General features: G+C 62.7%; 15 protein-coding genes, 1 pseudogene and 1 riboswitch. Of the genes and pseudogenes, 12 read left to right on the top strand and 4 right to left on the bottom strand.

All coding sequences use genetic code 11. The features are described from left to right. The 4 genes and pseudogenes from EN879_RS07715 to ugpC all read left to right on the top strand — a co-directional run. Window positions 1-186, top strand: a pseudogene (locus EN879_RS07715) (alpha-glucoside ABC transporter permease); the annotation flags it as partial. A 1-nt stretch (window position 187) separates the two neighbouring features. After that, window positions 188-1,342, top strand: a complete 1,155-nt coding sequence (locus tag EN879_RS07710) for a carbohydrate ABC transporter permease (protein WP_063169813.1) — start codon at window positions 188-190, stop codon at window positions 1,340-1,342. Window positions 1,343-1,346: 4 nt separating this feature from the next. Next, entirely contained in the window at window positions 1,347-3,011 is a 1,665-nt protein-coding gene (locus EN879_RS07705; protein ID WP_063169812.1) for an alpha-glucosidase, read from the top strand. 24 nt (window positions 3,012-3,035) lie between these two features. Beyond that, entirely contained in the window at window positions 3,036-4,148 is a 1,113-nt protein-coding gene (ugpC, locus tag EN879_RS07700) for a sn-glycerol-3-phosphate ABC transporter ATP-binding protein UgpC (RefSeq protein WP_063169811.1), read from the top strand. 79 nt (window positions 4,149-4,227) lie between these two features. Here ugpC and EN879_RS07695 read toward each other — a convergent pair whose 3' ends face one another. The 3 genes from EN879_RS07695 to EN879_RS07685 form a co-directional block, all read right to left on the bottom strand. Continuing rightward, the gene (locus EN879_RS07695) at window positions 4,228-4,473 is read right to left on the bottom strand and encodes a DUF680 domain-containing protein (protein WP_013528266.1); all 246 of its coding nucleotides are present in this window, start codon (window positions 4,471-4,473) and stop codon (window positions 4,228-4,230) included. A 69-nt stretch (window positions 4,474-4,542) separates the two neighbouring features. Further along, complete coding sequence (locus tag EN879_RS07690; RefSeq protein ID WP_013528267.1) at window positions 4,543-4,743, bottom strand: DUF680 domain-containing protein; 201 nt, start codon at window positions 4,741-4,743, stop codon at window positions 4,543-4,545. Window positions 4,744-4,822: 79 nt separating this feature from the next. Next, window positions 4,823-5,020: a DUF680 domain-containing protein gene (locus EN879_RS07685; RefSeq protein WP_013528268.1), complete on the bottom strand. Its 198-nt coding sequence runs from the start codon at window positions 5,018-5,020 to the stop codon at window positions 4,823-4,825. 511 nt (window positions 5,021-5,531) lie between these two features. Continuing rightward, a riboswitch (cobalamin riboswitch) is annotated at window positions 5,532-5,734 on the top strand. 114 nt (window positions 5,735-5,848) lie between these two features. Between EN879_RS07685 and EN879_RS07680 the strand changes: the two genes are divergently transcribed. From EN879_RS07680 to EN879_RS07645, 8 genes are all read left to right on the top strand, one after another. Beyond that, window positions 5,849-7,096: an aromatic ring-hydroxylating dioxygenase subunit alpha gene (locus EN879_RS07680; RefSeq protein WP_063169810.1), complete on the top strand. Its 1,248-nt coding sequence runs from the start codon at window positions 5,849-5,851 to the stop codon at window positions 7,094-7,096. A 25-nt stretch (window positions 7,097-7,121) separates the two neighbouring features. Next, window positions 7,122-8,222: a hybrid-cluster NAD(P)-dependent oxidoreductase gene (locus EN879_RS07675; RefSeq protein ID WP_013528270.1), complete on the top strand. Its 1,101-nt coding sequence runs from the start codon at window positions 7,122-7,124 to the stop codon at window positions 8,220-8,222. A gap of 169 nt (window positions 8,223-8,391) precedes the next feature. Further along, window positions 8,392-8,823, top strand: a complete 432-nt coding sequence (locus tag EN879_RS07670; RefSeq protein WP_013528271.1) for a PqqD family protein — start codon at window positions 8,392-8,394, stop codon at window positions 8,821-8,823. A 46-nt stretch (window positions 8,824-8,869) separates the two neighbouring features. Beyond that, entirely contained in the window at window positions 8,870-9,919 is a 1,050-nt protein-coding gene (locus tag EN879_RS07665) for a hypothetical protein (RefSeq protein WP_063169809.1), read from the top strand. A 14-nt stretch (window positions 9,920-9,933) separates the two neighbouring features. After that, window positions 9,934-10,668, top strand: coding sequence for a glycosyltransferase family A protein (locus EN879_RS07660; protein ID WP_082826624.1), 735 nt, complete (start codon window positions 9,934-9,936; stop codon window positions 10,666-10,668). 55 nt (window positions 10,669-10,723) lie between these two features. Further along, window positions 10,724-11,476, top strand: coding sequence for a glycosyltransferase family A protein (locus EN879_RS07655; RefSeq protein WP_063169807.1), 753 nt, complete (start codon window positions 10,724-10,726; stop codon window positions 11,474-11,476). Next, complete coding sequence (locus tag EN879_RS07650) at window positions 11,476-12,153, top strand: glycosyltransferase family A protein (RefSeq protein WP_063169806.1); 678 nt, start codon at window positions 11,476-11,478, stop codon at window positions 12,151-12,153. The genes EN879_RS07655 and EN879_RS07650 overlap by 1 nt, the downstream gene beginning before the upstream one ends. Then, the gene (locus EN879_RS07645; RefSeq protein ID WP_063169805.1) at window positions 12,150-13,625 is read left to right on the top strand and encodes a nucleotidyltransferase family protein; all 1,476 of its coding nucleotides are present in this window, start codon (window positions 12,150-12,152) and stop codon (window positions 13,623-13,625) included. Before EN879_RS07650 ends, EN879_RS07645 begins: the two co-directional genes overlap by 4 nt. Window positions 13,626-13,665: 40 nt before the next feature. Here EN879_RS07645 and EN879_RS07640 read toward each other — a convergent pair whose 3' ends face one another. Continuing rightward, window positions 13,666-13,815, bottom strand: coding sequence for a hypothetical protein (locus EN879_RS07640; RefSeq protein WP_244514255.1), 150 nt, complete (start codon window positions 13,813-13,815; stop codon window positions 13,666-13,668). Window positions 13,816-13,951 lie beyond the last annotated feature (136 nt).

Raw genomic sequence — 13,951 nt, 5'->3', positions numbered from 1 at the left:
GTGCTGACCATGACCAACGGCCAGTGGAACAGCCAGGTGCTGGCCAATCTGATGTTCGACTGGATGTTCCGCGGCGGCGGCGATTTCGGCCGCGGCGCCACCATCGCCATCATCATTATGATTGCGGTCATTCCGATCATGGTCTGGAACATCCGACAGGCGAACAAAGAGACGGGAGGACATTGAGATGGCCGTCGCGACCGGAAATTCCTTCGCCAGCCGCTTCGGCGTCCACATCGCCGTGCTCATCTTCGTCGCGATCTGGACCATACCGACCCTTGGCATCCTGGTTTCGTCGCTGCGCGACAAGAACCAGATCATCGCCTCGGGCTGGTGGAACTCGTTCGCCAGTTCCACACAGACGGAAGCCGGCCGGCTGCCGCCCGCCTCGGCGCAAGTCGAGAAGGACGGCAAGTTCGTGCTCGAGGGCAATATCTTCGGCGACGGCACCAAGCGCGACATCAGCGCCTTCGGAATCAAATCGGCGGCACCGACGCAGTATCCCGCCGGCACCACAGCCGATCTCGGCGACGGCGTGACCTTGCAGCTCAATGCCGACGGCAGCTTCGTCATGCAGTCCCCGAAAGCGTTCGAAGGCGATCGCGGCCAGCGCGTCTATTATGCTTCGTCGGCGCCGCCGAAATTCACCACCGATAATTACAAAACCGTGCTGTTTTCCGAAGGCATCGGACGGTCTTTCATGAATTCCCTGACCGTCACCATTCCGGCGACCGTCATCCCGATCCTGATCGCCGCCTTTGCCGCCTATGCGCTGGCCTGGATGCGGTTTCCCGGCCGGGCGCTGCTGATCGCGGTCATCATCGGCTTGCTGGTGGTGCCATTGCAGATGTCGCTGATCCCGCTGTTGAAACTCTACAACGGCGTCGGCGCTTTCTTCGGCATGCCGTCGAAGACCTATCTCGGCATCTGGCTGGCGCATACCGGCTTCGGCCTGCCCTTCGCCATCTACCTGCTGCGCAGCTACATTGCCGGCCTGCCGCGCGAAATCATGGAATCGGCGCGCATCGACGGCGCCAGCGATTTCGAGATCTTCGTCAAGATCGTCTTGCCGCTGTCGTTTCCGGTGCTGGCTTCGTTTGCCATCTTCCAGTTCCTGTGGGTATGGAACGATCTGCTGGTGGCGATGGTTTTCCTCGGCACAGAGGCAGACCAGATCGTGCTGACCGCCAAGCTCAACGCGCTGTTGGGCTCACGCGGCGGCGACTGGGAGATTCTGACGACATCGGCTTTCGTGACCATCATCGTGCCGCTGATCGTGTTCTTCTCGCTGCAGCGCTATTTTGTCCGCGGGCTGCTTGCCGGCTCGGTGAAAGGAGGCTGAGACGATGCAATCCGCTTTGAAGGCCAGCTCGAAGCCTGACCTCGCCATCGATCGCGACTGGTGGCGGGGCGCGGTGATCTACCAGATTTATCCGCGCAGCTACCAGGACTCGAACGGCGACGGCATCGGTGACCTTAAGGGCATCATCGGGCGGCTACCCTACATCGCGGCACTCGGTGCGGACGCCATCTGGATTTCGCCATTCTTCAAGTCGCCGATGAAGGATTTCGGCTATGACGTGTCGGATTACTGCGACGTCGATCCGATGTTCGGCACGTTGGCCGACTTCGACGCGCTGACCGCCGAGGCACACAGGTTGGGCTTGAAGGTGATGATCGACGAGGTGCTGTCGCACACCGCCGACAACCACCCGTGGTTCAAGGAAAGCCGGTCGAGCCGCAGCAACCCGAAAGCCGACTGGTACGTCTGGGCAGACGCCAGGCCGGACGGCACGCCGCCCAACAACTGGCTGTCGATCTTCGGCGGCTCGGCCTGGCAATGGGACACCAGCCGCCAGCAATATTACATGCACAATTTTCTGGCCGAGCAGCCCGACCTCAACTTCCACAACCACGAGGTTCAGGACGCGTTGCTCGACGTCACCCGCTTCTGGCTGGAGCGCGGCGTCGATGGTTTCCGGCTCGACACCATCAATTTCTACTTCCACAGCCAGGGCTTGGAAAACAACCCGCCGCTGCCGCCGGAAGAGCGCAACGACCAGACCGCGCCGGCGGTCAACCCCTACAACTACCAGGACCATCTCTACGACAAGAGCCGGCCCGAGAATCTCGGCTTCCTCGAACGGTTCCGTGCCCTGCTCGATGAATATCCGGCAACCGCAGCGGTCGGCGAGGTCGGCGATTCGCAGCGTGGGCTTGAAGTGGTGGCCGCCTACACCGCCGGCGGCAAGCGCGTGCACATGTGCTACTCCTTCGATTTCCTGGCGCCGGAAAAGATCAGCGCGGGCAAGGTCCGCTCGGTGCTGGAATCCTTCGGCAAGGTCGCCAGCGATGGCTGGTCGTGCTGGGCCTTCTCCAACCACGATGTAATGCGCCCGGCCTCGCGCTGGGCCGCCAATGAGCCCGACCCGACCGCCTACCTCAAGGTCATCTCGGCGCTGCTGATGTCCTTGCGCGGTTCGGTCTGCATCTATCAGGGTGAGGAACTTGGGCTCGGCGAGGCCGACCTTCGGTTCGAGGATTTGCAGGATCCCTACGGCATCCGCTTCTGGCCTGAATTCAAGGGCCGCGACGGCTGCCGCACACCGATGGTGTGGGACGGCGGCGCCAAGAATGGCGGCTTCTCCCAGGCAAAACCCTGGCTGCCGGTGCCGGCCAAGCATTTGGCGCAAGCGGTCAATGTCCAGCAGGGCGACGAGGCTTCGCTGCTCGAGCACTACCGGCGCTTTCTCAGCTTCCGGCGTGCCCATCCGGCGCTGGCCAAGGGCGACATCACCTTCATCGAAAGTGAGGGAGATACCGTGGCCTTCACGCGCCGCGCAGGCAACGAGCAGATCGTCTGCGTCTTCAATCTGGGAGCCGGGCGGGCCAAGGTTGACCTTGGCGGCCGATCGCTGCAACCTCTGCCCGGGCACGGATTTTCGGGGCAGGCGAGCAGCGGTTCCATCGAGCTTGGCGGCTACGGCGCCTGGTTCGGGCGTCTCGACTGAATTTCCAATCACTGGAGGAAACCAATGGCCGATGTCACGCTAAGACAAGTGAAGAAGTCCTACGGCAATCTGAACATTCTCCACGGCATCGACCTCGATATTAGGTCGGGCGAGTTCATCGTCTTCGTCGGCCCGTCGGGCTGCGGCAAGTCGACATTGCTGAGGTCGATCGCCGGGCTCGAGGAAATCACCTCCGGCGAACTCAGAATAGCCGGCGAAGTGGTGAACGACGTGCCGCCGTCGAAGCGGGGCATCGCCATGGTGTTCCAGTCCTACGCGCTGTACCCGCACATGACCGTCTACGACAACATGGCGTTCTCGATGAAGATCGGCAAAGAGAACAAGGCCGAGATCGACCGCCGCGTGCGCCAGGCCGCCGAGATCCTGCAGCTGACCAAATATCTCGACCGCCTGCCCAAGGCGATGTCGGGTGGCCAGCGCCAGCGCGTCGCCATCGGCCGCGCCATCGTGCGCAATCCGAAGGTGTTCCTGTTCGACGAGCCGCTTTCGAACCTCGACGCCGCGCTGCGCGTCGCCACCCGCATCGAGATCGCCAAGCTCAAGGAATCGATGCCCAACACGACCATGATCTACGTTACCCACGACCAGGTCGAGGCGATGACGCTGGCCGACCGCATCGTGGTGCTCAAGGACGGCCATATCGAGCAGGTCGGCACGCCGATGGACCTCTACAAGAAGCCCGGCAATCTGTTCGTTGCCCAGTTCATCGGCTCGCCGGCCATGAACATCCTGCCGGCGACCATCGAAAAGACCGGAAACCCGACCGTCGTCAGCCATGTCGGCGGACGCAAGGCGACCGTGCCGATTGCGACGCCGGCTTCGGCAAAGGGCGCTGCGGTGAGCTTTGGCGTGCGGCCGGAGGACCTGATCATCGCCAGCGGCGCGGACTATCTGTTCGAGGGGACGGTCGACTATGTCGAGCAACTCGGCGAGGTGCAGCTTGTCTATGTCGACATCGGCCGCGCCGATCTGCCGCTGGTGACCAAGCTGCCCGGCAATGTCGAGGTCAAGCGCGGCTCGACATTGCGGCTGAGCGCCAATGGCGAGGACCTGCATATCTTCGACGCGGATGGACGTTCTTTCGCGTTGCATGAAGTGGAAGCAAAGGCGGCTTAACCGCAATTACCGTGTCAGGCACAAAAAAGAGCGGCGGGCCGGGCCCGCCGCTCTTTGACTTGGAGATCGACTTCGGTTGTTAGTTGTTGCCGAAGAGGTTGCGGTCGGCACCTTGCGGAGCAGACTTCTGGGTGGTGTCACCCGACGAGTTCAGCAGCTTGTAGACCGGCGAACCGGTGTTGCGTACCGAAGAGGTGCGCGTGCTGTCGACCGAAGTCGTGGCGGCAGGCTGATTGGCACCATTGGAGCCAAAATTGTCGCTGCCGGCGAAGGCACTGCCGGTGATGGCCAGAACGGCGGCGGCAGCAATAAGGATCTTGTTCATTTTAGTCTCCTGAATTCTGGATTTCGCCAGGACGGCAGACACAGCTGCCGTCGGTTGCGAAATTGGTTGTTAGCGACCGAAGAGGTTACGGTCGCTGCCCTGAGCGGGCGTCTGGGCAGCCGGTTCCGAGGTTTTGGTGGAAGCCGTGTACGACTGGTCCACAGCGGCGGCAGGCTGGTTGGGGCCGTTCGAACCGTAGTTGTCGCTGCCCGCGAAAGCGCTGCCGGTGATGGCCAGAACGGCGGCGGCAGCAATGAGGATCTTGTTCATCTTGAATACTCCTGAATGTCTGAATTTCGCCAGGGCGGCGGGCGAGCCCGCCGTCGACCGGGAAACTGGGAATCGGCTGTTAGTTGTTGCCGAAGAGGTTGCGGTCAGCACCCTGGGCAGGCGCCTGAGCAGCCGGTTCCGACTTCTTGGTCGAAGCGGTGTACGAGCTGTCGACAGCAGTGGCTGCCGCGGCGTTGGAACCGTAGTGGTCGCTACCAGCGAAGGCGCTGCCGGAAATGGCCAGAAGGGCTGCGGCAGTGAGAATGATCTTTTTCATTTTTGGTACTCCAGTATCGTCTTTTTTCCGTCCGTCTAGCGGCGTGTCTTGGAAATGAAATCGCGTCGTTCGGACAGCCCCGATGTGGGAGGGCAAGGTCGTCTTTTCCAATCACGAAGTTGTTCCGTGTGGACCATGAATCCACACCTTGAAATTGTGCCAACGGAATCTAGGGATGCATTTTTCTTCTTCATATCAGTGTGTTAGGTGTAGCCACCTGATGGATCACTGACTGTTTCAGAGGCCCAGCGTTCACACCGTCCTGCACGCACCGTCAACAGAAACGAACCGTTCGGTTCGATTTTAGGGCGAACTAATAGTCATTTTTCGAAACCATTAACCTTTTTTGACCCCCCGCGAAGGGTCGGATTCGGGAAGATCGCAGCCGGCAAATGGCCGCCCGGGAGGTGGGATCTCGGCCCGCGACGAGCTGCAGTAGCGTTTCGCATGCCGTGTCGCGCCGCATGGATACGATGTCGTTTTCATGCCGACGGCGCGCCCGCGATCGTGGTTAGATCATACCATCTCAGGTGCCGCTTCGTGACGACGAGGCGGAGAATTGGGAAGCCGGTCAGAATCCGGCGCTGCCCCCGCAACGGTGGTGGAGTTCAAGTCGCAACGGGAGACCACTGGGCAACCGCCTGGGAAGGTGTCGCGATGGTCCGCAAGGACAACTCCAGAGCCCGGAAACCAGCCCGAGATTTTTAGACTCGACTGATCGCGGTGGGCGGTCAAGAGGTGGATAGCGCATGTCCGGCACACAGCCGGCCTGCGCTTCAATCCTTCCTCCGTCACCACCAGTTCAGTCCTTAGGAACGAGGACAGGACATGGATATCCGCAACGACATGCTGAGGCTCCTGAAGGGGCGCCGGCAAGGCTTTTCGCTGGAGCAGCCCTTCTACACCGATCCGGACTACTTCAAGCTCGACATGGAGCTGATCTGGTATCGCGACTGGCTGTTCATCGGCCATGATTGCGAACTGCCGAAGCCGGGCAGCTACATCACCGTGCAGGTCGGCGATTATCCGGTCGTCCTTGTCCGCGACCAGCACGGCAAGATCAACGCCTTCCACAATTCCTGCCGCCATCGCGGCAGCCGCGTGTGCAACACGGAGAAGGGTACCGCGGCAAAGCTCGTCTGCCCGTATCATCAGTGGACCTACGAGCTGGACGGCCGCCTGCTGTTTGCCCGCCAGATGGCCGACGGTTTCGACAAGAGTGATTTCGGCCTGAAGCCGGTCGCCTGCGAGAGCGTCGGCGGCTACATCTTCATCTGCCTGGCCAAGGAACCGGCAGATTTCGCGCCGATGCGGGCGATGATCGAACCCTATCTTTTGCCGCACCGGCTGCGTGAAGCAAAGATCGCCTTCGAGAGCACGATCGTCGAGAAGGGCAACTGGAAGCTGGTCTGGGAAAACAACCGCGAGTGCTACCACTGCGCCGCCAATCATCCCGAGTTGTGCAAGACCTTCCCCGAGGCTCCAACCATAACCGGCGTCCATGGCGCCGACAGCGACCCTGAAATGGTCGCACACTGGGCCAGATGCGAGGCATCAGGCTTGCCGAGCAAATTCCGCATCGATCCGGCAGGGCAGTACCGCGCCACCCGCGCGCCGCTGCTGCGCGATGCCGTCAGCTACACCATGACGGGAAAACGGGCGGTCCAGAAGAACCTGTCCGACAGCGTTTCAACCGACCGCATCGGCTCCTTGCTGCTCTATCACTATCCGACGACCTGGAACCATATCCTCGGCGACCACGCCGTTACCTTCCGCGTGCTGCCGATCAGTGCCACGGAAACCGCAGTGACAACGAAATGGCTCGTCCACAAGGATGCGGTCGAAGGCGTCGACTACGACCTCGCTGAGCTCACCCATGTCTGGACCGAGACCAACGACCAGGACCGCCGCATCGTCGAGGAAAACGCCTTCGGCATCCTGTCGCCGGCCTATGAACCAGGCCCCTATTCGGAGCTGCATGAGGGCGGCGTGATCCAGTTCGTCGAGTGGTACGCGTCGTTCATCGGGCCGCGCCTTGCCGAAGGCGGCCGGCCGGCCCTGCGCAGCGTCGCCTAGCCCAGGGGACAAGAGGATGAATGCGATGACGGACCTTGGCCTCTATCGCCATCTCGACCAGATGACGCCCTGGAACGACAGGCTGCAGGTGCTGGAAGTGATCGGCGTCAGCGACGAAGCGCCTGACGTGAAGACCTTCACCTTCCGCTCCGACAACCAGACCTGGTTCCGCTACAAACCGGGGCAGTTCGTGACTCTGGAACTGCCGACATCGGACGGGCCGCTGATGCGCACCTACACGCTGTCGTCCTCGCCGTCGCGGCCGTTCTCGATCGCGGTGACGGTCAAGGCGCAGGCGGGCAGCACCGGTACGCGCTGGATGTTCGACCATCTGACGCCCGGTTCGCACGTCAAGGCCTATGGGCCGACCGGCGACTTCTCGCTGCACAGCCACCCGGCCGCCAAATACCTGTTCATTTCGGCCGGTTCCGGCGTGACGCCGATGATGTCGATGCTGCGCTGGCTGAACGACTGCGCGCCATGGACCGATGTCGGCTTCGTCAACTGCGCGCGCCGCCCGGAAGAGATCATTTTCCGCAAGGAGCTCGAACTGCTCGGCAGCCGCATGCCTGGGCTGTCGCTCGGCTTCATGATCGAGGAGCGGTCGAGCCGCGAGGGCTGGTTCGGCCATATGGGCCGCATCGACGCGATCCGGCTGCCATTGCTGGCGCCCGATTTCCGCGAGCGCGAGATTTTCTGCTGCGGCCCCGATCCTTTCATGCGCGCCGTGCGCGGCATGCTGGACGCAGCCGGCTTCGACATGGCGAAATACCATCAGGAAAGCTTTGCCGCGCCTGCCGTGGAGGAGATCCCGGCGCCGTTCTCGCCGCCGGCGGAAGACGGCGCCGCTGCCACCGTGGAGGCCGTGACACCGATCCGGTTCTCGCATTCCGATGTCGATGCCGAATGCGTCGCCGGCCAGACCGTGCTGCAGACGGCACGCGCCTCGGGGGTGCGGATTCCCGCCGCCTGCGAGTTCGGCCTGTGCGGCACCTGCAAGGTGAGGAAGGTCGCGGGCGACGTCGAGATGAGCCACAATGGCGGCATCCTCGATCACGAAATCGAAGACGGCTTTATCCTCGCCTGTTGCTCGAAGCCGCTTTCGGCGCTTGAAATCGAGGCGTGACCGGCAGGCACGGTCAGAGGCTGTCCATGCCCGCGCGGCCTGCAGCTGCGCTCGGCCGGGCCTACGCCATCTTGCCAAAAACCCTGCAAATGGTTAGACGCCTGCAACGGTGGGGTTGACCGTAGGGCCCGAAGATCATCTCCGCGGCCTGCTTCGGCGGGGAGCAAACATGCGACAATCCGGCGTATATGCCATTGCCAGCAAGGATATCGTCTTTGAATCCTTCGATGGCGAAGCCGTCGTTCTCGACCTGACCACCGGTAAATATTTCGGCTTCTCTGATTCAGGCAGCAGGCTTTGGGATGCACTGTCGTCCGGCGTGCCTGCCTCCGAACTGGTCGGCGCCGCGACCGGGATTGGCGCCCTCGATGCCGCCGCGATTGACGGCTTTGTTTCACAATTGCTCGAATTCGGTTTGCTGGCGGCCGCAACCGATGGCGTGGCAAGACCGGTTCCCAGCGAATTGCTGGCTCAGCTCGCCGCTGCCGGCGAGCCCCTCAAGGTCGACATCCATGACGACCTTGCCGACCTCATTGTCGTCGATCCCATCCACGAGGTCGAGGAGCCCCTCGGCTGGCCCGCAGTGAAGCAGGCCAACTGAGGCGCGCCAGGCTCTCGTTGCCGGACGGCTCCGGAACAGGCAGACCATGCCGAACGTCACTCTCGAAAACCTGACTGACTACGCACGTCATGTCCTGGCGCAAGCGCAGAGCAGCGCCGCGCATTATCCACTGACCTGCAAGGTGGGTTTGCCGCATCTGGAGTTGACCGCTCATGTGAGTGCCGGCGCGTTGGCGGATGCCTTCGCTCATGGCTTTGTCACGGCTGCGGACAACCGAGCGCCTGCCGACATCTGCCGCATCTTCGTCGCACATCCCGGCATTGACGGCATCGCGGCACCGGCCAGATGGGGCCAAGGACCCTTCACGCAGCATGGCTTCGCCACCAGGCTGGCGGAAGCCGGATTGCGCGGCAACCATTTCCACGACCTGGATTTCTGGCAGTTCTATGATCCGCAACGTCGCGTTGGCGTGCAATTGATGGCCTCGGCCGATGCCTTTCCACCGTGGGAGCCGGGAGCGCCGCTGCGCCCCTTCCTCCATTGGGAATATGCGGCACGTGGCATGCGGCTGGCCCATGCGGGGACGCTCGGCACCAAAGGCAGGGGCGTACTGCTGGCCGGCGCGGGCGGCGCCGGGAAATCCGGGACCGTCGCCGCCGGCCTCCTCCACGGGCTGGACAGCGTCGGCGACGATTATGTGCTGGTCGACCTCTCCAACGGCGTGACTGCCCGCCCGTTGTTTTCAACACTCAAGCAGGATCCCCAGGGATTCGCGCGACTTGGGCTGGATCACCGGCTGCCAGCTCATAGCCCGCTCAACTGGCAAGGCAAATATGCTTTTCACATTCATGACATCGCGCCCCGGCCGGTGCCTGAAACCCTGGACATCGTTGCGCTGCTGGTGCCACATATCGGCGGAGGCGGGGCAAGTTCGATCGTGCCGGTGTCGCGGAGGGATGCCATGATTGCCTTGGCGCCGTCCGGCATAGCGCAGATGCCGGGCGAGCGGGAGAGCGGCTTTCGCTTCTTCAGCGACCTGACCCGCCTGCTGCCATGCTATCGTCTGTCGCTGGGGACGCAGCCACAGGAGATAGCCGGCACGATTGCGGACTTTCTTGTGCGGGGCGCTTCGTGAAACTGAGCGTGATAATGCCCGTCTATAACCGTGAACGCTATGTCGTTTCGGCATTGCGCTCGCTGGTGCGGCAGCGGGACGCCGCCGATCTCGACATCATCGTCATCGACGACGGTTCGACCGACGGCTCTGCTGAGGCCGTACGCTCGATGATGGGCGAAAACCCCTGCATCCGACTCTTCCAGCAATCGAACATGGGCGTGGCCAGGGCGCGCAACGCCGGGCTGCGGCAACTGCCGCCGGATGCGGAGTTCGTGTCATTCCTGGATTCTGACGACATCTCGCTGGCCGGACGGTTCAAGGCCGATCTCGCCCGCTTCGAGGCTACCTCCGGGCTTGAGCTAACCTATTCGCTGATGACGCTGGTCGACCGGATCGACGACGAGAAGCTCGAGCCGGAGGCGGACTGCTGTACCATGACGCTTCGCGGAATTTCGCTGAGCACCGCTCTCTTCAGTCGAACGCTTGTCGATCGCATCGGCCATTTCGACGAGGACTTTGAGCAGTCCGAGGACACGGATTATCTGTTGCGAGTCTTCGAAACCGGTCCGCGCTACGAATTGCCGAACACCGTCGCGATCTACTACCGACGCCACGCCGGAAATGTCACCAAGGAACATAGCGGCAGGGTCCGCAACCACTTGCGTGCAATCCACAAGTCGATGCGGCGGCGCAAGGCCGATCCGTCACGGCGAGAGGTCCAGGGCATCTTCGAATTGAAGAGTCCCGCCGATTGGCGGATGCCATGATGCTCGAGACAATCGGCTCGGATCAGCCAAGCCCGCAACGCTGCTGGAGACGCCGATGAGGCTGAGCGTCATCATGCCGGTCTACAATCGCGAACAATTCGTTGGCCTGGCGCTGCGCTCGTTGCTCAGGCAGCGCGAAGACATCGATCTCGACATCATCGTCATCGACGACGGGTCGACCGATGGCTCGGCAGCCGTCGTACGGTCGTTGATCGACGAGGCCCCATGCATTCGTCTTTTCCAGCAGATCAATGGCGGGGTCACCAAGGCGCGCAATGCCGGGCTGAAGCAGTTGCTGCCGCAGACGCGTCTGGTGTCGTTTCTCGATTCGGACGACATCTCCCCGATAGGCCGCTTCAAGGCGGATCTCGCCTGCTTCGAAGAGGATCCTGGCCTCGAGCTGACCTATTCGCGCATGACGCTGGTCGACAAGATAGATGGCGAGACACTGGAACCGGCCGCCGACAGCCACTCCATCACCGTGCGAGGGATCCACCTGTCCGCCGGGATCTTCGCGCGAGACCTCATCGAGCGCACCGGTGGTTTCGACGAGGATTTCAAACAGGCCGAGGACACCGACTATCTGTTGCGTATCTTTGAGAGCCAGGCAAAATACGTTATGCCCGATACGGTGGCTCTCTATTACAGGCGTCATCCCGGCAACATGACCAAGGAAGCCGATGTGCCCTTTCGCGAGTTCATGCGCGCCATTCACAAGTCGATGAAGCGTCGCAAGGCCGATCCCAGCTTGCGCCGGGTGGAGGGGATCTTCGACTTCAAGGATCTCGCGCAGTGGCGGTTCCTTTGATGGCAGGCTACGGCGTCGTCATTCCGGCTTTCAACGCGGCCGCCACCATAGGCGCTGCCCTGAACTCCGTTCTGGCCCAGACGGCAAAAGCGGAGGCCATCGTCGTGGTCGATGACGGTTCGACCGACGATACGGCCGCGGTGATCGATGCGATGAACCTGCCGGTGACGGTGCTGCGACAGGACAATGCCGGACCCGGCAGCGCAACGACCCGTGGCATTGCGGCACTCTCGACGCCGCTCATCGCGACGCTCGATGCCGACGATTTGTGGCTGCCGGACAAGATCGAACAGCAACTGGCCTATCTCGGCCGTCATCCCGGGACAGCGGGCGTCTTTACGCACTGGCGGACGTTTCGCGGCGACAGCCCCGATTTGCCCGATGCGGCCAGTGGAGCGGGCTGGTCGCGCACGACGATGATGATCCGCCAGGAGGTGGTGCAGAGCGTCGGTCCCATCATCGACCCACCAGGCGGTCGCGGCGAGATGATCGACTGGATCGCCCGGGTTCGTGAGGCAGGCTTTGTACTTGCCATGCTCGACGACGTGCTTGCATTGCGCCGCATCCGTCCGGGCAGCCTTTCCTACGGCCGCGATCCGGCACGCGACCGGGGCTATATCCAGGTCGCAAGGCTCGCCATGCAGCGGCGGGCCCAGAACAAGGCGGGCTCCAGTTGAACGCCAGGCCTGTTCGCCGCATCAGCCGCCGCTTCCCGGACTATGGCTGGTCGTGGCCCACCGGCCAGTTGGACCTGTTGCTGAAGGCGGCGCTGCTCTCCGATGAGGACGCAGCCGCTGCCTGCGCCGCGCGCTGGCTCGACGAGAACGACATCGACCTCGTCTCGTTTCGAGAACATCGTCTGCTCGCCGCCATCTCCGACAGGTTCGGCAGAAAACTGGCCGGGCATACCGCGCACCCGCGCCTCGTCGGCCTGCAGAAGATGCTGTGGACGAAGTCGCGCATGGCGATGCGCGAGGCCGAGCCGACGCTGAAGGCGATGGCCGACGGCGGCGCCGACATCATGCTGATCAAGGGCGCCAGCCGCATTGCCTTGAACGCGTCGGCGCAGCGTGGTCGGGTGGCGCATGACATCGACATACTGGTGCGCCCGCGCGACATGGCTGCCGTCTTCGACATCTTGCGCGACCGCGACTGGCAGATCGCCTCGGGCGTCAGCGCGCAATATCTGCGAACCCGGTTGGCGTCGCTGCGGTCGATGAACTTCTTCAAGGGCCGTTTCGGCGACATCGACCTGCACCAGCTCGGCTATGATGGGTCGCAGACGAGCGCGGAAGACGACCTGGCGATCTGGCAACGGGCGGTCCCGGCACAATTCAGCGGCGTCGCGGTCTTCGTGCCATCGCCGGCCGATCGCATGGCACTGGCCATCGCCCATGGCGGCCTCGACGCCCACACCCACAGCGACTGGCTTGTCGACTGCGCGGTCGCCATCCATGCCGAAGACGTCGATTGGGGGATGTTCCTCGACATCGTCGGAAGACGCGGCCTGGCGGTTCCAGCGGCGGTGGCGTTATCCTATCTGGCGTTCGAGATCGGCATTCCGGTGCCGGAACGGACAATGGCCAGAATCTTCGAGATGGCCGACCGGGCTGGCCTGTCGCGTTGGTCGTCGGTTCTGCAAGCCAAGCCGCGCACGGATTTCGGCGGCCTGGTCTGGCTGTCGCGCGGCCTTGCCAAGCAGTTGCGCCTGAAGCGGAAGAAGGGCCGGTTGCAGCAGGAGCCGCCCGCCAAACCCTGGCGCGGGAGACCGGCCGCGGGCAAGCCGCAAGCCGCATCGGAGCCTCTGGTGTTTTCGCAGGCCATCGCCTGTCCGCAAACGACCGGCGACATGATGCTCGACATCACCGTCAGGATCGGCGTTCCGCCGGTCCGGCGCCGCATCGAAATGGAGATCAATGACGGTGGCGAGCATATCGCTCGCCTGCGTGCCGTGGCTATCAGCCGATCCGGCAGGGAACGCGTGCTGCATTTTCGCGGCAAGGTGACGCTCGACGGCGCGCGAGTTGCCTTGACGCTCGAGGCGCGACCATCGCGACAGTTTCGCGAGTGGAACGACGCGGCCACGGTGGCCGCCTATGGCGCCTTGCCTTTCCAGTTGCTGTCGGCGGGTTTCTTGCCGATCGGCTGAAGGCGAATCCGACGAACCTTTCTCGCAAGGCGGCGTCCGCTCAAACTCCGTAGCGTTCGGTGCGGATGATTTCGGCTGCAACGCCGGCATCGATCAGCGCCTGGGCTGCCGCGGAAACGAAGGCATTGGAGCCGCAGACGAAGGCGAGACCGGGCGGCTCGGGCAGCCGCGCCATGGCTTGCGCCATCATCGCGACGTCGTCGGCCGTGAACTATCCGCAAGCCATTGATCTGGCCTGTTGATTGAGGCGGATAGCGGCTTTGGAATTGCAGGATTAGCGGTATTTGGACGCTGTTTTCCTGCAATTCGGTTTTGCGATTCCCTTG

Source organism: Mesorhizobium sp. M7A.F.Ca.AU.002.02.1.1, from assembly GCF_003998535.1.
Classification (GTDB): Bacteria; Pseudomonadota; Alphaproteobacteria; order Rhizobiales; family Rhizobiaceae; genus Mesorhizobium; species Mesorhizobium ciceri.
This window is presented reverse-complemented; position numbering and strand designations above follow the sequence as displayed.